This window comes from Streptomyces tsukubensis (assembly GCF_003932715.1).
GTDB lineage: Bacteria > Actinomycetota > Actinomycetes > Streptomycetales > Streptomycetaceae > Streptomyces > Streptomyces tsukubensis.
In genome coordinates, this window is the sequence record NZ_CP020700.1 from 7,464,368 (window position 1) to 7,487,375 (window position 23,008).

Annotated in this window: 18 protein-coding genes; 9 read left to right on the forward strand and 9 right to left on the reverse strand. The window is 70.8% G+C overall.

Annotated elements, in window-relative coordinates; all coding sequences use genetic code 11:
• The first annotated feature begins 35 nt into the window (after positions 1-35).
• The 3 genes from B7R87_RS31035 (at position 36) to B7R87_RS31045 (ending at position 6,397) form a co-directional block, all read left to right on the forward strand.
• Positions 36-2,828, forward strand: a complete 2,793-nt coding sequence (locus B7R87_RS31035) for a helix-turn-helix transcriptional regulator (protein ID WP_006345039.1) — start codon at positions 36-38, stop codon at positions 2,826-2,828.
• A gap of 213 nt (positions 2,829-3,041) precedes the next feature.
• The gene (locus tag B7R87_RS31040) at positions 3,042-5,750 is read left to right on the forward strand and encodes a helix-turn-helix transcriptional regulator (protein WP_006345038.1); all 2,709 of its coding nucleotides are present in this window, start codon (positions 3,042-3,044) and stop codon (positions 5,748-5,750) included.
• Positions 5,751-5,932: 182 nt separating this feature from the next.
• The gene (locus B7R87_RS31045; protein WP_006345037.1) at positions 5,933-6,397 is read left to right on the forward strand and encodes a MarR family winged helix-turn-helix transcriptional regulator; all 465 of its coding nucleotides are present in this window, start codon (positions 5,933-5,935) and stop codon (positions 6,395-6,397) included.
• Positions 6,398-6,415: 18 nt separating this feature from the next.
• Here the strand turns inward: B7R87_RS31045 and B7R87_RS31050 are convergent, their stop codons facing one another.
• The 3 genes from B7R87_RS31050 to B7R87_RS31060 form a co-directional block, all read right to left on the reverse strand.
• Positions 6,416-6,964 carry a dinucleotide-binding protein gene (locus tag B7R87_RS31050; protein WP_006345036.1) on the reverse strand — a complete coding sequence of 183 codons (549 nt, stop codon included), beginning with the start codon at positions 6,962-6,964 and terminating at the stop codon, positions 6,416-6,418.
• 210 nt (positions 6,965-7,174) lie between these two features.
• Positions 7,175-7,828 (reverse strand): hydrolase, encoded by a 654-nt coding sequence (locus B7R87_RS31055; protein ID WP_006345035.1) that lies wholly within the window; start codon positions 7,826-7,828, stop codon positions 7,175-7,177.
• A gap of 121 nt (positions 7,829-7,949) precedes the next feature.
• On the reverse strand, positions 7,950-8,789 hold the full coding sequence (locus B7R87_RS31060) for a helix-turn-helix transcriptional regulator (protein WP_040912938.1): 840 nt from the start codon (positions 8,787-8,789) through the stop codon (positions 7,950-7,952).
• Between the two features lie 111 nt (positions 8,790-8,900).
• Between B7R87_RS31060 and B7R87_RS31065 the strand changes: the two genes are divergently transcribed.
• The 3 genes from B7R87_RS31065 to B7R87_RS31075 all read left to right on the forward strand — a co-directional run bounded on the left by B7R87_RS31065 (position 8,901) and on the right by B7R87_RS31075 (position 11,657).
• Positions 8,901-9,776, forward strand: coding sequence for a helix-turn-helix transcriptional regulator (locus B7R87_RS31065; RefSeq protein ID WP_045852736.1), 876 nt, complete (start codon positions 8,901-8,903; stop codon positions 9,774-9,776).
• Between the two features lie 170 nt (positions 9,777-9,946).
• Entirely contained in the window at positions 9,947-10,786 is an 840-nt protein-coding gene (locus B7R87_RS31070) for an SDR family oxidoreductase (RefSeq protein WP_006345032.1), read from the forward strand.
• An 88-nt stretch (positions 10,787-10,874) separates the two neighbouring features.
• A complete protein-coding gene (locus B7R87_RS31075; RefSeq protein ID WP_006345031.1) occupies positions 10,875-11,657 on the forward strand; it encodes an SDR family oxidoreductase in 783 nt (260 codons plus the stop codon).
• Positions 11,658-11,783: 126 nt separating this feature from the next.
• On the opposite strand, the gene B7R87_RS31080 is transcribed toward B7R87_RS31075, so the two are convergent.
• Both B7R87_RS31080 and B7R87_RS31085 read right to left on the reverse strand, forming a co-directional pair.
• Entirely contained in the window at positions 11,784-13,178 is a 1,395-nt protein-coding gene (locus B7R87_RS31080; RefSeq protein WP_006345030.1) for an amidohydrolase family protein, read from the reverse strand.
• Between the two features lie 82 nt (positions 13,179-13,260).
• Complete coding sequence (locus tag B7R87_RS31085) at positions 13,261-14,025, reverse strand: Atu4866 domain-containing protein (RefSeq protein ID WP_006345029.1); 765 nt, start codon at positions 14,023-14,025, stop codon at positions 13,261-13,263.
• A gap of 391 nt (positions 14,026-14,416) precedes the next feature.
• Here B7R87_RS31085 and B7R87_RS31090 point away from each other — a divergent pair, with 391 nt between their 5' ends.
• A complete protein-coding gene (locus tag B7R87_RS31090; RefSeq protein ID WP_006345028.1) occupies positions 14,417-15,985 on the forward strand; it encodes an alpha/beta hydrolase in 1,569 nt (522 codons plus the stop codon).
• A gap of 55 nt (positions 15,986-16,040) precedes the next feature.
• On the opposite strand, the gene B7R87_RS31095 is transcribed toward B7R87_RS31090, so the two are convergent.
• Positions 16,041-17,294, reverse strand: coding sequence for a WD40 repeat domain-containing protein (locus B7R87_RS31095; RefSeq protein ID WP_006345027.1), 1,254 nt, complete (start codon positions 17,292-17,294; stop codon positions 16,041-16,043).
• Positions 17,295-17,406: 112 nt separating this feature from the next.
• A complete protein-coding gene (locus B7R87_RS31100) occupies positions 17,407-18,771 on the reverse strand; it encodes a beta-propeller fold lactonase family protein (protein WP_233168974.1) in 1,365 nt (454 codons plus the stop codon).
• Positions 18,772-19,264: 493 nt separating this feature from the next.
• Here B7R87_RS31100 and rutA point away from each other — a divergent pair, with 493 nt between their 5' ends.
• A complete protein-coding gene (rutA, locus tag B7R87_RS31105) occupies positions 19,265-20,359 on the forward strand; it encodes a pyrimidine utilization protein A (RefSeq protein ID WP_006345025.1) in 1,095 nt (364 codons plus the stop codon).
• Between the two features lie 40 nt (positions 20,360-20,399).
• On the opposite strand, the gene B7R87_RS31110 is transcribed toward rutA, so the two are convergent.
• Together B7R87_RS31110 and B7R87_RS31115 are read right to left on the reverse strand one after the other, a co-directional pair.
• Entirely contained in the window at positions 20,400-20,981 is a 582-nt protein-coding gene (locus B7R87_RS31110; protein WP_006345024.1) for a snapalysin family zinc-dependent metalloprotease, read from the reverse strand.
• Positions 20,982-21,144: 163 nt separating this feature from the next.
• Positions 21,145-22,152, reverse strand: a complete 1,008-nt coding sequence (locus B7R87_RS31115) for a GlxA family transcriptional regulator (protein WP_130584798.1) — start codon at positions 22,150-22,152, stop codon at positions 21,145-21,147.
• A 182-nt stretch (positions 22,153-22,334) separates the two neighbouring features.
• On the opposite strand from B7R87_RS31115, the gene B7R87_RS31120 reads away from it, so the two are divergent.
• Positions 22,335-22,973 (forward strand): HD domain-containing protein, encoded by a 639-nt coding sequence (locus B7R87_RS31120; RefSeq protein WP_006345021.1) that lies wholly within the window; start codon positions 22,335-22,337, stop codon positions 22,971-22,973.
• Positions 22,974-23,008 lie beyond the last annotated feature (35 nt).

Consider the following 23,008-nt stretch of genomic DNA (forward strand, 5'->3'; position numbering starts at 1 on the left):
AGGATTCGGCCGCCGGGTTGGCACAGAATGGAGACGTGGCCCTTTCTCACACCGGTCCGGAGCGACCCCTTCTCATCGGGCGGCAGCGCGAGCGCGCAGCCCTCGACCAGCTGACCGACGGTCTGGCCGCCGGACGCGGCGGCACCACGGTGATCTGCGGCGATGCCGGGATCGGCAAGTCCGCACTGCTGACGTACGCGCGCTCCGCACCGGGGGTGCGCGTCCTGCGGGCCGAGGGGGCCGAGTTCGAGACCGACTTCGCCTTCGCGGCACTGCACCAGCTCTGTGGACCGGTCCTCACCGGAATCGCCGCGCTGCCGACTCCACAGTGCCAGGAGCTGGAGACCGCTTTCGGTCTGCGGGCCGGTGACATCCCGGACCGCTTCCGTGTGGGCCTCGCCTTTCTCAATCTGCTGTCGAGCGTCGCGGGCGGCACTCCGCTGCTCTGCGTCATCGACGACGCCCAGTGGCTCGATCCGACCTCGGCACAGGCGTTCGCCTTCGCCGCGCGCCGGGTGCAGGACGAGCCGATCGCGCTGATCTTCGCGGTACGGGACCCGGCCGCCCGCCCCGAGTTACGGGGATTGCCGCGTCTTGTGCTGGCGGGGCTCGACGAGGCGGACGCCCGAAGCCTTCTCCTGGCCCGGATCAGAGCTCCCCTGGACACCCGGGTACGGGAGCGCATCCTCGCCGAGGCCCGTGGCAACCCGCTCGCCCTGCTCGAACTGCCCGGCGCGGGCGCACTGGCCGGGGGGTTCGCCTGTCCCGACGCCTCCGCCGCCCCGGCCGTGGTCGAGTCGAGCTTCCAGATCAGACTCGCCGGACTGCCGGCCCGTACACGCACCCTCCTGCTGATGGCCGCCGCGGACCCCACCGGCAACCCCCTCCTGCTGACACGGGCCGCGGCGGATCTGGACATCGGCATCGCCGACGCCCGCCCCGCCGAGGAAGCCGGACTCGTCTCCTTCGGAGACTTGGTACGGTTCCGCCACCCTCTCGTACGCTCTGCCTTCTACCACTCGGCGTCCCCGGACGAACGACGCGCGGCACACCGCGCCCTGGCCAAGGCCCTGGATCACGAGAGCGACGGCGACCGCGGTTCCTGGCATCTGGCCCAGGCCACAGTCGGACCCGACGAGCACACCGCCGACGCGATGTACCGCTCGGCTGCCCGGGCCCGGGCCCGAGGGGGGTCCGCCGCCGCCGCGGTGTTCCTCGCCGAGGCGGCCCGGCTGACTCCCCAGCCGGGTATGCGCGCCGAGCGGGCGCTGTCCGCCGCGGAGGCGAAACGCGAGGCCGGAGCCCTCGACGAGGCACTCGCGTTGCTGTCCGTGGCGCGGGCCGGACCACTCGGACCAGCGGCGCGGGCACAGGCCGGGATCCTGGGCGCCAGGATCGCCTTCGACCAGAACCGGGACGAGGCGGCGGTCACCCAGCTCCTCGACGCCTCCCGTTGCATGGCCGCGGTCGATCGTCCGGCGGCCCGGGAGTCGCTGCTCGACGCCCTCGCCGCCGCTGTCTTCGTCGGCCGGTTCGCCCACTCTGCGCGCATCTCCGACGTGGCCGAGGCCGCTCGGGCCATGCTCGGCGACCACGCCCCCGCGCGCCCGCTGGATCTGCTCCTGGACGCGCTGACCACTCAGCTGACGAAGGATTTCGCGGCGGCCGTCCCGCTGCTGCGCCATGTGGTGGAGGTCTACGGGGAGCGGGGCGGCGGCAGCGGTCCCGCGACGGGGGAACTCTGGCTCGCCTGCTGTGTCGCGATGGACCTCTGGGAGGACGGCGCGTGGATCTCCCTGGCGGAGCGCCAGTTGGCGGATTCCAGAACGGCGGGCGCGCTGACATTGCTGCCGGTGGCGCTCAGCTACCGGGCACTCGCGCACATCCACACCGGACAGTTCGACGACGCCGCCACCCTGGTCGCGGAGGCCTACGCCATCGCCGACGAGGTCGGCGCCCCGGGTCTGGAGTACGTCGACGTGACCGTGGCCGCGTGGCGCGGAGAAGAGGCCCGGACCCTGGAGCTCGCGGAGCTGGCGAGGGCAGGTGCGGAGGAGCGGGGCGAGGGCAGACTCGTCACCGCGGTCGAATACGCCCAAGCGGTCCTGTTCAACGGTCTCGGACGCTACGACGCGGCCCAGGAAGTCCTGCGCCCCGCCTGCCGGCTCGACGAAATGGGATTCCACGCCTGGATTCTCACCGAATTCCTGGAAGCGGCGGCCCGCACCGGCGACCGGGACACCGCCGCCCCGGTGCTCCGGCGCCTGCTCGACCGCACGGAGAGCACGGGAACCGACTGGGCGAGGGGAGTGGCACTGCGCAGCCGGGCCCTCCTGGCGCGCGGCCCCGAGGCAGAGGAGTGCTATCGGGAGGCGATCATCCGACTCGACCGCACCGCGGGCGCCGTGCATGCCGCCCGCGCCCGCCTCGTCTACGGCGAATGGCTGCGGCGTGAAGGACGCAGGCTCGAAGCCCGGACGATGCTCCGCGCCGCTCACGAGAGGCTCTCCGCGATGGGGGCCAGGGCTTTCGCAGCCCGTGCGGCCCGGGAACTCGCCGGCACGGGAGAGCACCCCCGGGGCCGTAAGGCCCCGACCCCGGTGGGGCTGACGGCACAGGAGTTTCAGGTCGCCCGCCTGGTCGCCACCGGTGTCACGTCGAGGGAGGCCGGATTGCAGCTCTTTCTGAGTCCTCGGACCATCGACGCCCATCTGAGGAGCATCTTCAGGAAGCTCGGTATCACCTCACGCCGACAACTGGGACAGGTCCCGCTGCGTCGTGACGGTTCCCCGGGAGAGGGCCACGGCCTGGCGGACCGGTACGCGTAGCCGTACTCGGGCGCGGAGACCGTCCGGTTGGTCCGGCGGGTGCGCCCCGCGCACCGCCGTACCCGCCGCAGTGCGCCGCCGCGGCGATATTGTTGACGTGTCCTCAATATGGGAGGCTTGGCCTCTCCGGCACGTACGAGAGTCGCGTCGGGAGGGGGAAGGGGGACGCGTACGGTGCCCACACGACGAGATCCATCCGAGGGTGCGGCGCTCGTGGGCCGACGCCATGAGACCCGGAGGCTTCACCGGCTCGTCTCCGGCCTCGGCGCCGGGCGCGGGGGAGCGCTGCTGATCCTCGGCGATGTGGGCATCGGGAAGACCGCTCTGCTCGATTCTTTACGGACTCCGCCACGCACGACCGTCCTGCGCGCCCGCGGCGACGAACGGGACGGGGAGCGCGACTACGCCGGGCTGCGCCGGCTGTGCGCCCCACTGTCGGACGCGGTCGCCGGACTCCCGGAGCCCCAACGCGACGCCCTGGAAAGAGTGTTACGGCCGGCCGCCGACGGCGACCCGGAGGCGTTTCTCGTGGCCACGGCCACGCTCGGCCTCCTGTCCGAAGCCGCGGCCGAACTGCCCGTGCTGTGCGTCGTCGACGACGCACAGTGGCTGGACCGGGCCTCCGCCCGGGTGCTCGCCTTCGCCGCCCGGAGGGTCACCGACACCCGGGTCGGCTTCCTCGTCGGGGCCCGGCGGCCCAACGACCGGAACGAACTGGCGAGCCTTCCCACCCTGCTTCTCACCGGACTTCCGGAGCGGGACGCCCGCAGACTGTCGACGCGGGTGCTCGCCCCCCTCGACCGGTCGGTCAGGGACCGCGTCATCGCCGAAGCCGGGGGCAACCCCCTCGTCCTGCTCGAACTCTCCCGGACCGTCGACTTCCCCGCCCCGGCAGCCCCACCGGGCGCCACCTGCACCGGAACCCCCGTGGAAGACGGCTTCCGCAGACGCATCACCGCCCTTCCCGAGGACACCCGACAACTCCTCCTGGTGGCGGCCGTGGAGCCGACCGGGCGCCCTCTTCAACTGTGGCGGGCCGCGCGGCACCTGGGTATCGGCATCGCGGCGGCGGCACCCGCCGAAGAAGCCGCGCTGCTCCGGGTCGACCTGTGGACCCGGTTCAGCCACCCCCTCGTACGGTCCATCGTCTGGTACGAGGCCACTCCGGCCGAACGCCGGACCGCTCACCGCGCACTCGCGGTGGCGGCGGCGGCAGCCCAGGAGCCGGAACGCTGGATGTGGCACCACTCGCAGTCCCTCCCGGCCCCGGACGAAGGCGTGGCAGGAGCCCTTGAGCGATCCGCCTCACTGGACCCGGCGCCGGGCCGGGCCGCTGCATTCCTCGAAGCGGCGGCCCTGCTCACTCCTGACGCCCGGGACCGAACCGCGCGGACCCTGAGGGCAGCCGGAACGCACTATGACGCCGGAGCCCACGACGCGGCCGAACGACTGGTGAATCGCGCCTGTTCCGGGCTGCTCGACGAGCAGTCGAACGCCCGTCTGGAAACCCTGCGTGCGCGCATGGCCCTCGATCGCGGCCGGTGCGATACTGCGGCCGGTCTCTTTCGACGGGCGGCCGCTCTCATGTCGTCCGTGGACGCACCCCTGGCCCGAACGCTCCGGCTGGAGGGGCTGGTCGCCGCCGCCCACACGGGCCGTTTCGCCGTCGGGCCGCAGCCCCCGGAGCCGGCCGACGACCTCGGTCCCGCATTGCCCCCCGGCCCGCCACGCCCTGTCGACCTGCTGCTGGCCGCCCTCACCGCCCGGGAGAGCGGCGGCGTCGAGCTTGCCGCACCCGCGCTCGACCGCGCGCTCCGCGCCTATCTTGATGGTCAGGACACCTATCCGTACGGACCGGGTGAGGCATGGGCCGTGTGCAGTGCGGCGATCGACCTGTGGAACGAGTCCGCCTGGCGGCGACTCGCCGACCGCCAGGTGCGCAACGCCCGGCACACGGGTGCGCCGGCCGTGCTCCCCGCCGCTCTGGGCCGCCGCGCACTGGTCCATGTCCACGCCGGTGAGCTGGGGGCGGCGGCGGCACTCGTCCGGGAGATCGACTCACTGCCGGGCGGCGAGGCCGGCTGGGATGTGCCCTGTGTACGGATCGCCCTCGCGGCCTGGCGAGGAGACCGGAACCGGACGGCGAGGCTCGCCTCCGAGGCCGGGCGCGACGCGGTCTCGCGTGGGGACGGCCATCTGCTCACGGCCGTCGGATACGCCCGGGCCGTGCTCGCCAACGGGCTCGACCGCCCCGCCGACGCCGTGCGGATCTGGCGTTTCGACCTCCACCTCGATGAGACCGGCTTCTACACCTGGGGCTTGGTCGAACTCGTGGAAGCGGCCGCCAGGTCGGGAGCACCCGACCTCGCCGCCGCGGCGCTGGACCGCGTCCTGCGGCGCACTCGGACCGGCTCCACGGACTGGGCGTCCGGTGTGCGACTGTGCTCCCGGGCGCTTCTGAGCGATACCGCGGAGGCCGGAGAACTGCACCAGGAGGCCATCCGGCGGCTCGACCTCAGTCATGCGGTCCTGCACGCCGCACGGGGGCGCCTGCTGTACGGAGAGTGGCTGCGGGCCGGCGGATACCGGGTCGAGGCGCGGAGGCAACTGCGCCGTGCGTACGCGGTGTTCTCCGCATGCGGCGCCACTGCCTTCGCGGCCCGTGCCGCCCGGGAGCTGCGAGCGGCGGGGGAGTCCACCCGTACGGCCCGGATCGGACGGGCAGACACCTCATGTCTGACCCCACGGGAACGCGAGATCGCGGAGCTGGTGGCGACAGGAGTCACCACCAGGGAAGTGGGAACCTCCTTGCATGTGAGCCCCAGGACGGTCGACGCGCATTTGAGAAGCGTGTTCAAGAAAATGGGCATTTCCTCCCGTCGGCAACTGCGCGGCGTGATTCCCCTCGGCGGTGAGCGGTGATCCGCCGAGGTCCCGGCGGGTCGGGACCTCGGCGGCGGCCGACCGGGAATGAGGGCTCCTCTGGAGCTCATTCGGCTCGAAGGACGTGCGCAGTCAGGGGAATCTCGAATCGCTGATGCCGAAAGGCCGAGGGAATTCTCCGTCCCGATGGCGTGTGTCAACCCTCTGCTACCTTCCCTCCCATGGGAGAACCGCGATGGCTCGACGAGCGGGAGGCTCAGGTCTGGAAGATGTACCGGGACCTGCGCCGGGACCTGCAGAGCGCGCAGGACCGGCAACTTCTGCGGGACTCCGGCCTCTCCGGCGCCGACTACGCCCTTCTCGTCCCCTTGTCCGAGGCGTCGGACGGTCTGATGAGGTCGAGGGAGCTCGGCCTGGAGGTCGGATGGGAACGCAGCCGACTCTCCCATCAAATCATCCGTATGGAGAAGCGGGGGCTCGTCACCCGAGAGGCATGCGCCGATGACGCCCGGGGGGCGATGGTGCGACTGACCGCCTCGGGGCGGGCCGCGATCGAAGGCGCCGCTCCGCTGCATGTGGAGACGGTCCGCCAGTTCTTCTTCGACCCCCTCACCTCCCACGAGGTCGACACTCTGGGAACCCTGATCGGGAAGATGCTGGATGCGCTCAACCATGAGCAGGGATGAGCCGGACCGGCCGGCGGATCAGAACTCGCCCGGCCGGCCGTACCGGTAGAAGAAGGGGCCCATCTGTCCGGCGAGCGCCCGGGTCAGGCCGGAGCTGTCTTCGAGCAGCCGCGCGCCGGGGGTGAGGTCGCCGACGAAGACGGGGTCGAAACCGGCGTCCCGGATGAGCTGCTCGGTGGTGCCTCTGGCCGCGGGTTCACTCGCGAAGAGGTTGCCCGGCCTGATCCGCTGCGCAGGGATCCGCTCATAGGTGGTGGCGAAGACCGTGGAGAAGGCCTTGGCGGTCGGGCCGCCGACGATCGACTTGATGTGGTGGGAGAGCGAGGGGAACGAACTGTTCCGCTCCTCGTAGAGATTGGTGGTGTCGATGGTCGTCCGGCCGGAGAGCCCGGACACCCTGCCCAGTGCTTCGGCGATCGCCTGGCCCGGAACCGCAACCACCACGACATCGGCGCCGGTGGCGTCCCCGCCGTCGCGCCCGAGACCGGTGACCACATGGCCCGCGCGGGTCCACAGACGGGCGAGCCCGCCGCCGACCCTGCCCCGGCCGATCACAGTGATGTTCATCGTATGACTCCTCGTGCGGCTGTTCCGTCGCCGATGGCTCCGGGAACCGTGGGTGAAAGGGTCCCCGGCCAGGGCATGGGCCACAGGGCCGAGCGGCGCCCCGTCGGGGCGTCGCAGGGCGGCGTGAGCGGGCAGCTGCTCGGCCCGGGCGGGTGAGGTTCACGGGACGGCGTCGGGGCTCGTGTCCGCCGCAGCCGGGCCCCTGGCGGGTCAGTCCTTGTCGAGACCGAGCAACTGGAGTTCCCACGCCAGGCTGGTGCCGAAGACCCCGCCGTGCTCCAGCAGGATCTCGGTCATGCCCGGTGCGGTCTCCTCACGGGCCCAGTCCCGCTGCCATTCCCCGATGACGGTTCCGGAGCAGGTCGGGATCACACCGGCCTGGATCATGCGCTGGATTCCGCGCTCATGGGCCTCGACACTGGTGGCGCCCGAGGCGTCCGTGACCGCGAACACCCGGTATCCGTCGGCTATGGCGTGAATGGCGGGCCAGGCCAGGCAGATGTCCGTCCAGAGCCCCGCCATGACGATGTCCCGGCGGCCCGTCGCGGCGACGGCGTCCACCACCCGCTGGTCCTCCCAGGAGTTGATCGTCGTACGGTCGATCGGCGTCTGATCGGGGAACACGTCCTGGATCTGGCGGATGATCCGACCACCGCGGTTCTCCACGACGGTGGTCAGGACGGTAGGCACGTCGAACAGCTTGGCCCCCTTGGCCAGCGCGGTCACATGGTTGACCACCAGGCCGGCGTCCATGCTGCGCATGCCCGCGAACTGGGCGCCCTGATGGTCGATCAACAGAAGAACGGAGTTCTCCGGGGTGAGGAGAGCGTCGAGGCCGGTGTAGGTAATGTCTTGGGCTGCCATGAATTCTCCCACTGATGGTGTTGTCCGCGGCCGTTCGGCGCCGCGCTGACGACCCTTCCACCGGGCCGTCCTCGCTCGCGTCGGTGACAACTACCTAGAACTCGGTGACAACTAACCAGAACTACGCAGTCGTTCGGGTGCTCGGCCGGGTGGCCATGGCCCTGAGCCGGTCGAAGGCGGCGGCCGTTGGGCTGGACGGTTCGGCTTGGTAGACCACCAGTTGCTGGTGCGGGGCCCCGTTGACGGTGAACGCGGCGAACGAGATGTGCAGGTGTCCGACCCGAGGGTGCTTGAGGTGCTTGCCCTCCTGGGACTTGCTCTTGACGTCGTGCAGTCGCCAGATTGCGGCGAATTCCTCGCTCCGGTCGGAGAGTTCCGTCACGACCTCGGCGATACGGGCCGATGCGGGGTGGTACCCGTATGCGGACCTGAGTTCGGCGACACAGGAGTGCGCGGCGCGCTCCCACTCCTGGTAGAACTCGCGCCCGGCGGGGTCGGCGAACACCATGCGGGCCAGATTGTCGAAGGCGTCGAACCCGCTGTGGAGCGCCGTGGCGAGGGAGTTGCCGGCCATGATGTCGAGGGCCGGGCCGATGACGAAGGCCGGGGTGTGAGCCCATCCGTCCATCAGCTGCAGCAGTTCCCGGCTGACGTCCGTCTCGCCCCGGTCGCGCGGGCGCTGCGAGGCGGTGCGGCAGAGGCGGTTGAGATGGTCGGCGGCTTCCGCGTCCAGTTTCAGGGCTTGGGCGACGGCGCCCAGGACTTGCGGGGAGGGGCTGTTCTCGCGCCCCTGTTCCAGCCGGATGTAGTAGTCGGAGCTGACGCCGGCGAGCATGGCTACTTCTTCTCTGCGCAGCCCCGGGACCCGGCGTCGTCCGTGTTCGGGCAGACCGACGTCGTGCGGCTTCAGGGCTTCTCGGCGGGCTCGGAGAAAATCACCCAGAGGGCTCCCATGGCTCATTCAGCCAGACTAGACGCGGCGGAGCCCGCGAGAACCGGCAATCGCACACTGGGTGTAACCCACCCACCGTCGGCGGAGCAGCGCGCGGTGTTCTCCGCCTACCTTGGCTGTATGGACAGCGATACGCGCCCCGGCCCGGAGGGAGGGCTGGGCCGGTTCCTCCGCTCCCGCAGAGAGCGCCTCGGCCCTGCCTCGGCGGGGCTGCCGGGCGCGGGCCGCCGAAAGGTGCCCGGCCTGCGGCGCGACGAGGTCGCGGCACTCTCGGACATCAGTCCCGGCTACTACGGCCGGCTGGAGCAGGGTCGTGAACTCCGCCCCTCACCCCGAGTGCTGGAGGCCCTTGCGTGCGCGCTGCAGCTCGGAGACGAGGACAGGGCGGAGCTCTTCCGGCTGGCCCGGCCGGACAGCCGCCGTACGAAGCCCCCCTCGCGGGTCGAGCGGGTCCGCCCGCACCTGCGGCGCCTGATCGAAGAATGGACCCGGACCCCGGCCTTCGTCATCGGCCACGCCCAGGACCTGCTGGCCGCCAACGCCCTCGCCGACGCCCTCTACCGTAGCTTCGCCCTCAACGACAACGTCCTGCGCATGCTCTTCCTGGACCCCGCCGCGAAGTCCTTCTACCGAAACCCCGAGCAGGCCCGGCATCGTGCGGTGGCCGACCTTCAGCAGACCGCGGCCCGCACCCCGCAGGATGCCCGCACCCGGGAACTCGTCGGGGAACTGTCGGTGCGCAGCGGCGAGTTCCGCGCCCTGTGGGCCCGCGAGTACGCCCGCGTCCCGCCGTACGACGTCGAGCAGATCCACCACCCCGTCGTGGGAGACCTGGAGCTGCGGCACGAGGCCTTCGGCATCCGCAGCGTGCCGGGACAGCAGCTCATCGTCCTGCAGGCCGAGCCGGGTTCTGCTTCCGCCACCGGTCTGGCCCTGCTGAGCTCCCTCGGCGCACCCGGACCAACTCCCCGGGAGAATCCCGCGCACGGCTCCTGAACCATGAGACCGCCGCCGACCCGCCCGGGCGTAGCGCGTCGCCTGCCTGGGTGCACGACACCCAGGAAAAGCACAGCCTTCATAGCCCTGCAGCCGAGGAGCAGACTCGAATACGTCAACAGGAAATCCCCGAAAACGGGGAAACAGCCAACGACGGAAGAAGTTTTCCCATGACTACGTGGTTTGTCACCGGCGCTTCCCGGGGAATCGGTGCCGAAATCGCCCGCGCCGCTCTGGCGGGCAGTAACAATGTCGTGGTCGCCGTACGGAATCCGGAGCGGTTGCCGGACGATCTGAAGAACTCGGACAAGGTCTTCGCGGTCGCCCTCGACGTCACGGACCAAGAGAGCATCCCGCAGGCGGTCGAGGCGGCCGTGGACCGGTTCGGCGGCATCGACGTGCTGGTCAACAATGCCGGGCGGGGGCTGCTCGGCGCGCTGGAGGAGATCACCGACGCGGAGGCCCGGTCGCTGTTCGACCTCAATGTGTTCGGCCTGATCAACGTCACCCGTGCCGTGCTGCCGGTCATGCGCAAGCAGAGCTCGGGCCGGCTGGTGCACATCGGTTCGCGCTCCGGTTTCGAGGGCGAACCCGGCGTCAGCCTGTACTCCGCATCGAAGTTCGCGGTCGCCGGGATCAGCGAGGCGCTCTCCGTCGAGCTGGCCCCGTTCGGAATCCAGTCGATGGTCGTCGAGCCGGGCGTCTTCCGCACCGACTTCCTCGACTCCAGCTCCCTCTCGGTCGCTCAGAACCGTATCTCCGCCTACGACGGCACTCCCGCGCATGTGACGCTGGACTGGATCGACAGGGCGAACCACGCCCAGCTCGGTGACCCCGTCAAGGGAGCCGCGCTCATCGTCGAGGTCGCCTCCGCCGAGACGCTCCCCACCCACCTCTACCTCGGGCGCGACACCCTGGAGCGGCTGGACGTCAAGTACCGGCAGGTGCAGGCGGACCTCGCCCCCTGGCGGGAGAAGTCCGCCGCCACCGGGCACGACGACGCCGTCTGATCCGGCCCGACGCCGGTCACCGGTCGCCAGTCACCCGGCAGATCATCCGCTTTCCCCCGCACTTCCATCACACAGATAGAGGTCCGTCATGTCTTCTTCCGCCCTGCTCACCGGCACCCCGCTGAGCGGACGTGTCGCCGTCGTCTCCGGCTCGTCCAGTGGTATGGGTGCCGTCACCGCCGAACGGCTCGCCGAACTCGGTGCCACCGTGGTCGTACTGGCCCGGCGCAAGGAGCGCCTGGACAGTCTGGTCAAGGGCATCGAGGCGGCCGGCGGCACCGCATTCGCGCTGGCCGTCGACGTCACCGACCGGGCCGCCGTCCAGGCTGCCGCCGACCAGGTCGCCGCCCGCTTCGGCAAGGCCGACCTGGTGTTCAACAACGCCGGAGTCCAGCTCGTCTCCGGCATCGAGGAACTCAAGGTCGACGAATGGCAGCGCCAGATCGACCTCAACATCGGCGGCCTGATGAACGTCATCGCCGCGTTCGTCCCGCACCTGACGGAGTCCGCCGCCCGGGGCAAGCCCGCCGACCTGATCAACACCTCGTCCATCGCGGCCACTCGCATCCTGGAGAAGTTCTCCGTCTACTCCGGCACCAAGGCGTACATCAGCCACCTCACCCGGCTGCTCCGGGTCGAGCTCGGCCGCAAGATGGTCCGCGTCGCCACCATCGAGCCCGGCATGGTGGACACCGAACTTCCCGACCACGTCACCGACCCCGACGCCTCGAAGCTGATGGCCGACCTGATCCACGACATCGACGTCCTCCAGTCCGCCGACATCGCCGAGACGGTCGCCTTCATGGCCGCCGTACCGCGCCATGTCAACCTCACCGAGATCACCATCCTGCCCACCGCCCAGGCCATCTGACGTCGCCGTCCGGCGTGGTGGGAGAGAGCAGCCCGGCGCTGGTCTCTCCCACCACGCCTTCATCCGTTGGTGCACGTGGGTGCCCCCGGCCATCAGAGACGGCCGGGGGCTGAGAAAGGGCGCTGCTCAGGCGGCCGGTGTGTTCAGCACATGGTCCCGTGAGGCGTGCACCTCGCTGCGGAGGGCGGCGAGGTCGACATCGAGGACCTGTCCGTCCCACTTGCGGGGTTCGCCGTTGATGAGGACGGCGCTGATGTTGCGGGCGTCGGAGCCCAGCACGATCGTGCCGATGGGGTCGTTGAGGGGCATGTTGTTGAGGTCCTCGGCCCGGACGACCAGGAGATCGGCCCTCTTGCCGGGGGTGAGGGAGCCGGTGACGGCGGCCAGACCGTTGGTACGGGCGCCCTGGAGGGTGGCGAAGTCGAGGACGTCACGGGTGGTGATGCGGGAGGGCTGTCGGCCGGTGCCGTAGGCGGTGTTGACCGCGCGCATCCGCTGGACGGTGTGCAGGGCCCGCATCTGCGTGAACATATCACTGGCCAGGGCTACTTCGACGTCGATACTCAGTCCGGGGCGGATACCGGCGGCGAGCGCCTCGTCGACGGCGGGGATCGCCGTCTCCAGGCCGATCTGCGCGTCGGAGGTCGGCGCGAGGGCGACGGTGGTGCCGGTCTCTCCCATCGCCCGCCAGGCCTCGGGGGTCAGGCCGGTGGAGTGGATGAGGGTGATTTCGGGGCCGAGGAGGCCGTCCTCGGCCCAGCGCAGGACCGCCTCGGAGCCCGAGGTGCCGAAGACGGCGTCCACGCTCACCCCGATGCCCAGCTCGGCGGCGGTGCGGGCGAGGGCGGGACCGTAGGCGAGAGCCGGTCCGGCGATCTCGTCCGTGGCCAGGGCCGCCAGGCGCAGGGTGAGCAACTGGTCGCCGCTGCTGAAGTACCGGTCCTGCAGACGGGTCAGATCGCCGGGCCACTGATGGTCCCAGTCGCCGAAGAGCGGTCCCATGGAGGCGTGCACCCCCCGGATGCCGGTGGAGCGGAGGGCCTCGATCGCGGCGTCGGAGTGCTCGCGACTGCGGGAGTTGTGCGAGAAGTCGAGCATGGTGGTGATGCCGCTGTCGATCGCGGTGAGGGCGGCGAGCCTGGTGCCGGTGTACATGTCCTCGGGCCGGTAGACGGTGGCGTATCCGGCCAGGGTGGCCATGACGTACCCGCCGAGATCGTCGACGTCCGGCATGATCCGGCGCAGCTGGGCCTCCCAGGCATGCCGGTGGGTGTCGACGAAGCCGGGGGTGAGGATCGTGTCGGTGGCGTCCACGACCACGGCGTCCCCGGCGTCGAGACTGCGGCCGACGGCGGTGATCGTCTCGCCCTCGACCAGGAGGTCGCCGCGGTCTATGACGCCGAGATCGGGGTCCATGGTGACGATCGTCGCGCCGGTGAACAGGATGCGCCGCCGGTCGGCGGGCCGCCGCCGGAGCTCTTCGAGTACGGCGGCGCCGGCGGTGTTGTTGAGGGTGCTCATCAGAGGTCTTCCTTCAGAAAGGAGGGGAGGGGATGGAAGGGGGAAAGGGGGAGGGGAGCAGGGAGAAGGCGGGGAAGCAGGGTCAGCCGAGCTTCATGACGTAACCCGCGTGGTGGAGTTCGTCGCCCCGGAACTCGCCGTAGGCCCAGAAGCCGAGGTCGTCCAGGTAGTCGATGCGGTCGCCGTCGATCCAGTAGCGCCCCTGGTAGGCGTGCGGGAGCCCGCCGCGGGTCTCGTCGTAGCGGCCGTCGGCGGTCAGCTCCTGGTGCAGGAAGTCGTTCCGGTCGATCCAGACACCCATGCGCGGGCTGCCGGTCAGGTCCTCGGCGGCCGGAATCCGAGCCTCGGGAGCGGTGACCCGGCTCGGGACATTCGCACCGGCCCACAGGACCGGCCGCCCGGCGGCGACGAGCGCGCGAACCTGCTCCGGCGAGGTCGTCACCACGGCCACGGCGCTCTCCACGTCGGCGGCGAGCGCGTCGGGCACCACCGCGAAGTCGGTGGTGTTGCCCGGGGTCAGCGTCGCGACGTACTCCGAACGGTGGGCACGGCCACCGGCCAGGGCGATGGTGTCCACGACGGCGGGGGTGACGGTCAGGCCGGTGCAGTCGACCACGATGGCGTTGTCGTCGGCCGCGGCGGTGATGATGCCCGGGCCGACACCCACGAGCAGGGAGCCGACGAACAGGAGATCGGCACTGGTCAGCGTCCCGATCAGCGGATCCATGCTCAGGATGCGGGCGTTGGTGAACAGTACGGGCCGTTCCCCGTCGTTTGCGAGGATTTCGGCGAGGGCCTCGGCGTTCCAGTCTGCCGGGGCGGCAGCGGTGGTGTCGGTGATGGTCATGTGCATGCTCCTCGGTGGGGTTGCCTCATCGTTGGCCCCGCTGCGCGGGACAAGCGCCGAGGCGGGTTTCGAGGCGGTTCCCGGGCAGCTACGGCGGCTGCCCGACCACCAGATTCGTCGCGCGGCCGAGGGGGAACCAGGCCGCCGTTATCCCGGGTGTCCCGCACCCACGATCCGCCCCGGCGCGGGGTGTCCTCCGGGCGCAGGAACCTCCCGCGCGCAGCGCGTTTCCCCGCAGGCATCCGTGCGCATAATCGAACTCATGCACGCTGTACGCCTCATGCACTGATCGGCGGTCCCGCGGTTCGTCCCCCCGGGCCACTGACGAGCGCCATTCACCATCCCTGCGAACGAAGGCACTCCCTTGCTCCTGAGACGACGAGCGACCTCCATGGCTGCCCTGGGCTTCGCCGCTTTGATCGCCCCCGCACTCCTCGGTACCGGAGGCGCGGCCGCGGTCACGGCCGCACTCCTCGGTACCGGAGGCGCGGCCGCGGTCACGGCCGGGGCCGGTTCGTCGGTGGCCGCGTCGGGCGTCGTGTCCTCATTGGCGTGGCAGGGTTGCGGCGGCGACATACCCGCCACCGTCGAGTGCGCGACCCTCAAGGTCCCCCTCGACCACAGCAAGCCGGGCGGCAGGAAGATCACTGTCTCGTTGTCGCGGATCAAGGCCGCCGACCCCGGCAAGCGCCGTGGTGTCCTCTTGTTCAATCCGGGCGGTCCCAGCGCCTCCGGGCTCTTCTATCCCCTGGCGCTCAGCGGCTATCTGCCGGACTCCGTGAAGGACCGGTACGACCTGATCGGCTTTGATCCGCGCGGGGTCGGTGCGAGCAGCCCCCTCGCCTGCGGGACGACCAACGCCGACGAGCGGAAGACGTACCGGCCCTACGCGAAGGCGACGTTCGCCAAGGACGTCGCCTGGGCGCGCGACATCGCGGACCGGTGCCGGAATCACAACATTGAGATGCTCCCGTACATCAACACCCGTAACACGGCACGTGACATGGACTTCATCCGCGGGGCCCTCGGGGAGCGGAAGATCTCGTACTTCGGGCTGTCGTACGGGACCTATCTCGGTTCTGTGTACATCCAGTTGTTCCCGAACCGGGCCGACCGGTTCGTCCTGGACAGCGGGGTCGACCCCGGACGGGTCTGGCGGAGCATGGCGCAGTCATGGGCGGTACAGGCCGAGGCCACGTTCGACCGGTGGACGGAGTGGACCGCCCGCCATGCGGCGCAGTACGGACTCGGTGACACGCCTGCCGAGGTCGAGAAGCTGTTCTGGAACATCGTGGCGCGCGCCGACCGGGAGCCGCTCGATCTCGGCGGGACCGTCTTCAACGGTGCCGATGTGCGTGAGTACATACGCTGGGAGATCCCCCAGCCGCCGCTCGCGGCAAGGACTCTGGGGCTGCTGCGGGACGCGGCCGCGGGCAAGCCCGTTCCGGCGTTCCCGGTCTTCGTGCCGACCGACAACGAGTTGGCGAGCTTCACGGCGGTCATGTGCGGTGACGTCCGCTGGCCCACCGACCCGGCCGTCTACCGGGCCGATGCCCGGCGTGACAGTGTCCGGTACCCCCTGTACGGGGACTCCGTCTCGAACATCTTCCCGTGCGCGTTCTGGGATCGCCCTGCCGAAGCGGCCACCAGGATCGACAACAAGGTCCCCGCGCTCATCGTCCAGAATGAATGGGACCCGCAGACGCCCCTGGCCACGGCGCTCGGCCTGCGGAGTGCGCTGAAGGGCTCCCGGCTCGTGACCGTGGACGAGGGGCAGGGCCACGGCGTCTACCTCCGCGGCGTCAGCACTTGCGCCGACGATGTTGCCACGGCGTATCTGACCACCGGCAGACTGCCCGCCGGGGACGTCACCTGCGCCGCCACCGCAAGCCCCGCGGGCGTCGGCTTCCGTTCCACCGCACCGGATTCCGCCTCGGCCCGTCTCTTCTTCGGTCGGTGATTCCCCACCGGCGACCTCCGAGGGTGTCCACCGGGCGCCACGGGCCGCCGAACGGTCAGCGGGGGGCCAGCACCGCGACGTCGCTGCCGAAGCCCACGACGAGCCGCCCCTCCGGAGCCGGGGCCAACGCGATGACCGGCAGCGGAAACACCCACTCCGTTCCGACCGGCCGCCCCGTGGTGAGGTCCCACACGCGTACCGTTCCGTCCGAGCCCCCGGTGACGGCCCGGGGGAGTCCCTCGACCACCGTGCTCACCACCGCACACACCTGACCGTCGTGTCCCGTCAGCTCGCCCACCTGCTGTCCGGTGGTCAGGTCCCACACACGCACCGTGGCATCGAAGCCGGCGGTGACCGCGTGGGGCCGGCCGTCGACGACGGCTGTGGTCACCGTCCACACCTCGCCTTCGATGCCCGACAGGGGTTCACCGACCTGCTGCCCGGTGGTCAGGTCCCACACCCAGACCGTTCCGTCGTCCATGGCGCCGACGATATGGGGCCTGCCGTCGCGCACCATGGTCGCTGTGGCCACCAGGTCCGCGTCGTGTCCGGTCAGCGCGCCGACCTGCTCTCCGGTGGTCAGGTCCCACACCCGTACCGTCGTGTCGTCGTCCCCGGCGACCGCGTGGGGCCGTCCGTCGACGACGACTGTGGCGACCGTCCACACCTCGCCTTCGATACCCGGCAAGGGTTCCCCGACCTGCTGCCCGGTGGTGAGGTCCCAGAGCCGTACGCTCCAGTCGCTGCCGGTCACGGCGTGGGGCCTGCCGTTGATCAGTACGGTGCCGACCGTCCAGAACCTGCCGTCATCGCCGACCAGTTCGCCGGTCTGCTGCCCGGTCTCCAGGTCCCAGAGGCCGACCCTGCCGTCGAATCCCGCGGTGACAGCGGTGGGCCGACCGCCCACCACGGTCGTCGCCACCGCGGTCACCTGGTCGCCGTGGCCGACCCGGGGACGCCCGAAGGACTGCTCGCACGAGGAACCCGTGGCCCACTCCAGGCCCCAGGGCGCCTCTGCCTCGCCTTCCACCGGCACGGCGGTGATCGCGGCCGACAACCGCGGGTTCCCGTATCGGGCCGCGTCCAGTGCCAGCAGCTGCCGTCGCACTCCCGCCCCGGCATCGCGGTGCAGTTGTGCCGAGGCCCGGTACACCGCCGCCGCCAGCCGTCCCGCGGGCGCCGTAGCCGCATCCGCCAGCCCCAGCACCTCGGCGGGGTCGCCATGGACCAGGAACCCCGGATCCGTCAGCCGTACATCCGCTCCGACGGACTCACCCCCGGCTTCGCCGGTACTCAGATCATCAGACATGCCCGGCATCCAACCATCCCCCACGGACATGCCACCGAAGCAGTCGGCTTGCGGTGTCGGATCGGCAGGTCTGTGGCCCCGGCGGGTTCGGCTGCCCGCCGGGGCGGGGTGGTCAGGTGCAGGTGGTCAGGAGGATGGAGATGACCGTGCAGCTCGCGGACGCGCTGTCGTTGGCCGGGTTGGGGTCGGCGGGTGAGGAGGTGGTCCGGGTGCCCGTGACCTTCACGGTGCCCAGGGACAGCAGATGCAGGGGTACGCGGAACGTCTTGCTCACGCCGGAGCCCGCCGCGATCGTGCCGTAGGCGCAGGTGACCGTTCCGGGCGTCGCGGTGCATCCGGGTGACAGGGCGGTGGCGGTGGTGCCGGGCGGCAGGGTGGCGGTGACGGTGGCCGCGGTGACCGCGTTCGGGCCCAGGTCACGCGCGGTCAAGGTGTAGGTGATGTAGGGGACCAGGAGGCCCAGGCTCGGCCGGGCCGTGACATCGACGTCGATGTCCGCGGTGGCCGCGGCGGCCGGGGTGAACGCGACCGCGTACGGTCCACTTCCGACGGTCACGGTGGCGGTGACCGTGTTGGTCGCGGTGTCGATCACCGACGCGGTGCCGCTCTGGCTGTCGGTGACGTAGACCTCGCCGCCGTCGGGGGTCACCGCGACGCCGATCGGGGTGTCTCCGACACCGACGGTGGCCACGACCGTGCCGGTGGCGGTGTCGATCACGGATGTGCTGTGGCCACCGATGTTGGTCACATAGACGCGGGATCCGTCGGGGGACACCGCGGCGCCGAAGGGGGTGTTCCCGACGGGGACGGTCGCGGTGACGGCGTTCGTCGCGGTGTCGATCACGGTGGCCACGCCCGCGCTCTGCGAGCTGGCGTAGAGCCGGGTGCCGTCGGGCGTCACCGCGAGCCCGTTGGGTCTGGCGACGGGGACCGTCGCGGTCACGGTGTTGGTGGCGGTGTCGATCACCGAGACCGCGGCACCGCTGCTGATGTAGACGCGGTCCCCGGTCGGGGCGGCCGTGGCGCTGTTCGGCAGTCCGCCGACCGGGACGGTGGCGGTGACGGTGTTGGTCCCGGTGTCGATCACCGAAACCGAGTCCGACAGGAAGTTGGTGACGTACACCTTGTTGCCGTCGGGGGTCACGGCCACTCCGAACGGGCCGCTGCCGACGGGGACCGTGGCGGAGACGGTGTTGGTGGCGGTGTCGATGACCGACACCGAACCGGAGCCGCGGTTGGTGATGTAGGCCCGGCCCCCGTCGGGGGTCACCGCGACCCCGGAGGGCCCGTCGCCGACGGCGACGGTCGCGGTCACCGTATCGGTGGCCGTATCCACCACCGACACACTGTCCGATGCGCTGTTGGCGATGTACGCCACCGGGGCTGCCGCGCGCGCCGGGGCGGCGGTCGCGGACGGAGCGGCCACCGCGGCGAACCCCGAGCAGAGCAGCGCACCCGTGGCCAGCAACGCGGTCAACGGCCGGCGCGACCCGGCACGCGGCACCGGGTGTAAGGCGGAGCGTGAAGACATGGCGATCGTGTTCCCCTTCCCTGATCCGCGCCGCGACGGCGGGGACCGGCCGGCCCCTCGGGAAACCGTGGCGGGGCGGCCGACAACCACGGACCGGACCGCAGGTGCCGACGACCGGGATGCGGGCCGTACGGCTCCGGCCCGGTCGGCGTCCCGGGACGGGTCCGCAACGGTCTGTACATGCCCGACAGCCGACACGGCGCACAGCCCCGCATCAGCGCGTTCAGCATGGCACCGCCGTACCGCGCGCCGGGGCGGAATCGTCAACATCAGTAGCCGCGTTCGAGCCGCGGGCCCCGTGGCGGCCCGCGGCGGAAGACATCCCTGCCGCCCCGCCCGGGTCGGGCCGAGCACCGTTGTGGACGGCCGGGTGCCGGGGGCAGGATGGGCCGCACAGGAAGCGGCGTGGGACCGGCCGCCCCGGGGACAGAGGAGCGGCATGGACATCGGTGTATTTCTTCCGATCGGCAACAACGGCTGGCTCATCTCGAAGAGCTCTCCGCAGTACATGCCGACGTTCGAACTGAACAAGACCGTCGTGCAGCGGGCCGAGGCCTACGGATTCGATTTCGCGTTATCCATGATCAAACTCAAGGGGTTCGGCGGCGAGACGGAATTCTGGGACCACTGCCTGGAGTCGTTCACTCTGACGGCTGCCCTGGCCGCCGTGACGGAACGCATCAAGCTGTACGCCTCCGCGCCCGTCCTCGCCCTGGAACCGGCGATCGCCGCCCGGATGGCCGTGACCATCGACGCCATCGCCCCCGGCCGGGCCGGGGTCAACATCGTCACCGGCTGGGCGCCCGCCGAATACGCACAGATGGGCCTGTGGCCCGGAGACGAACACTTTGCCGACCGCTACAAGCGGGCGGCCGAGTACGTCACCGTGATGAAGGAGTTGTGGGACGAGGGCGTCAGCGATTTCCAGGGCGAGTTCTACCGCATGGACGACTGCGTCCTGTCGCCGCGCCCGGCGGGCGGGCACATCGACGTCCTCGCCGCCGGGCAGAGCGGTACGGGGATGAGGTTCGCCGCCGAACACGCCGACGGGCACTTCATCCTGGGCAGCGGCGTCAACACTCCGCTCGCGCTCTCGAAGGCGGCCGCGGCCCTGGTGGGCGAGGTCCGCAGAGTCGGCCGGAGCGTCGGAACACTCGCCCTCTTTATGATCATCGCGGCTGAGAGCGACGAAGCAGCGCAGGCGAAGTGGAAGGACTACCACGACAACGCCGATCTTGCGGCGCTGGGGTATGTGGCAGGGCAGACGGCTCAGGACAAGGACGCCGACGCTTCCTCGACCGCGAAGACCGTCGCGCTCCCCGAAGGTGCTGTGAATCTCAATATGGGAACGCTCGTAGGGTCCTACGAGAGCATCGCGCGCATGCTGGATTCGATCAGCGGGATCGACGGTGTCACAGGAGTGATCCTGGTCTTCGACGAATTCCTCGAAGGTGTGGAGAATTTCGGCACCCGTATCCAGCCGCTCATGAAGTCCCGTGCCGCGCGGGGTGCGGCGGGCCCGGCGATCGGCTGACCGCCGGGCCCGCCGCTTCCCCAACCGGTCCTCGTACGGGCTAGGGAGCGTCGACCATGATGCGTCCGTCGGCCGGGGCGCGCGAGGCGGTACGGGGGGCGTATGCGGATTCGACGCGAGCCTGTTCGGCGGCGTTCGGGACCGCGTTCCGGCAGGCGGTGCCGGGGCTTGAGCCGGACATCAGCTGGGAGCACGGGCCCGGTTTGGTGTCCGGCAGGCCCAGGTTGTGGCCGATCTCGTGAGCGGCGATGCGGATCTTGTCATAGCCCTGGGCGACCGCTTGGCTGCCGAGTTCGACTCGGCTCCTGCCGCCCGGGCGGACCGGGCCCAGCGTGGCCTGGGGCCAGCCGCTGGTGGCGACGATCTGGATTTCGGCCGGGGCGCCGGGTGCGGCCTCGACCAGTCTGACGTTGTCGACGTTCGCGTTCCACAGGGCGACTCCGGCCGCGATCGCGACCTCCCATCCGCCGGCCCTGCTGTCGTCGTAGTAGAGCGTTACCGCTGCTGCCGCGTTCGCCCCCGCGGCCCGCTCCGGTTCGGACGCGGCGTTCGCTGCGGGCGCTGCGGCCAGGGTGGCCGCAGCGGCGATGCTGACTGCCTTGAGCCATATGGAGTACGGCATTGCCGTCCCTTCACAGAGGAGACCCGGTCCACTCGGAAGCAAGAGCACAGAGCACAGAGCAGCGAGGAGTGGCGGCTGCCAACTCCCGTGTGCAGAAGGCAGGTTGCCGCGTCCTCGGCGCCTCCGAATATAGGCCCGCCGGGTCACGCGTGTCATGGGCCTGTCAGAATTGTCGTCGATCCGGTCCTGCCCCGGTGCGGTCCGCGGTGTTCTCCGCCCAAGTGGTGGCGAAGCGCCTGCGGTACTCGCTGGGAGTGATGCCGAGGTGGCGGGCGAAGACCCGCCGGAGGGTCTCGTCGCTGCCCAGACCGCTGTGCAGCGCCGCCGATGTGACGCCGTGTCCGTCCAGGAGGAGCTGCCGGGCGCGGTCGAGGCGGGCGCATTCGACCCATCTGGCGGGTGTGGTGTCCAGCTCGTTCCGGAACAGGCGGGTCAGCTGCCGTGGGCTGACCGCCGCGGCCCGGGCCATGGCGGGCAGGGTGTGGTCGCCCGCCGGGTCGGAGAGAACGGCGGCGATCACGGGGCGGAGCACCCGGCTGCGGGGCGGCGGGGTCGTGACGGCCGTGGAGAACTGCGACTGCCCGCCGGGGCGCTGCATGAAGACGACCAGCTCACGGGCGATCTCGCGGGCGATGTCCGGCCCGTGGTCCTCCTCCACCAGCGCAAGGGTCAGGTCGATGCCCGCGCTGATCCCGGCCGAGGTGAGATACCGCCCGTCGCGGACATGGAGGGCGTCCGGCTCGACCCGTACCCGGGGATGGAGACGCGCGAGGGTCCGCACATGCCGCCAGTGCGTGGTCGCGCGGCGCCCGTCCAGCAGGCCCAGAGCGGCGAGGACGAAGGCTCCGGTGCAGACCGAGGCGACCCGGGTGGCCCGCTCGGCGAGCGCCCCGGCCGCGGACAGCAGCTCGTCGTCGACCGGCCCCGCGGCGAGCCGGTCGCCCCCGGCGACGACGAGCGTGCCGACGGGGCCGTCCCCGGGCGCGGCCACCGCCCCCGTCAGCGTGAGCCCCGAGGACGTCGTCACCTCGCCGCCGCGCGGCGACACCAGGACCACGTCGTACGTGTACGGCGCCCCGAGCCGGCCCGCCTGGTGCAGAACCTCCCCGGGGCCGGTGACATCGAGCATCGTCACCCCGTCGAACACCAGCACGGTCACGCGCCCTGCCATACCGGTCCTGTCCGAATCCGTGGTTTCCCTGGCCTCATAGACATGGCAGCAGATTAGGGCAGGCCCGAAGGTGGAGAGCAGCGGCAGCCACGCGGAGCGGGCGGACGACGCAGACGACGCAGACGACGCAGGGCAGCCGTACAGGGCCCGGATCACAGACGGTACGGAAAGGCGCACACATCATGACCGAGACCATTGCGGGCGTACGGATCCCGGACAGCGCTCTGGCACGGGAGGCGACCGAGCTGGTGCGGGACGCAGCTCCGCCGCTGCTGTTCGACCACTCCCGGCGCGTGTTCCTCTTCGGGGCGCTGCGCGGCCGGGAGCAGGGGCTGGAATTCGACCCCGAGCTGCTGTACGTGGGCGCGATGTTCCACGATCTGGGGCTGACCGAGCGCTTCCGCCGTACGGACCAGCGGTTCGAGATCGACGGCGCCGACGAGGCCCGCAGCTTCCTCGCCCGGCACGGCATCACGGGTGACGGGGCCGACCGCGTCTGGACGGCGATCGCCCTCCACACCACCCCGGAAATCCCGCTTCATATGGCGCCCGAGGTCGCCCTCGTCACCCGCGGGGTGGAGCTCGACGTCCTGGGCATCGGCTACCACGCGGTCTCCGACGCCGACCGTGCGGCCGTCGTCGAGGCCCACCCCCGCCCGGACTTCAAGGACGGGATCCTCGCCGCGTTCACCGACGGCATCAAGGACCGCCCGGAGACCGCCTTCGGCAATGTGAAGGCGGACGTCCTGGCACACTTCGTCCCCGGCTTCCGGCGCGGCGACTTCGTGGAGATCATCCAGCACTCCGACTGGCCCGAATAAGGCGGCATCAAAGCCGGCTCCAAGACGTATCAGGA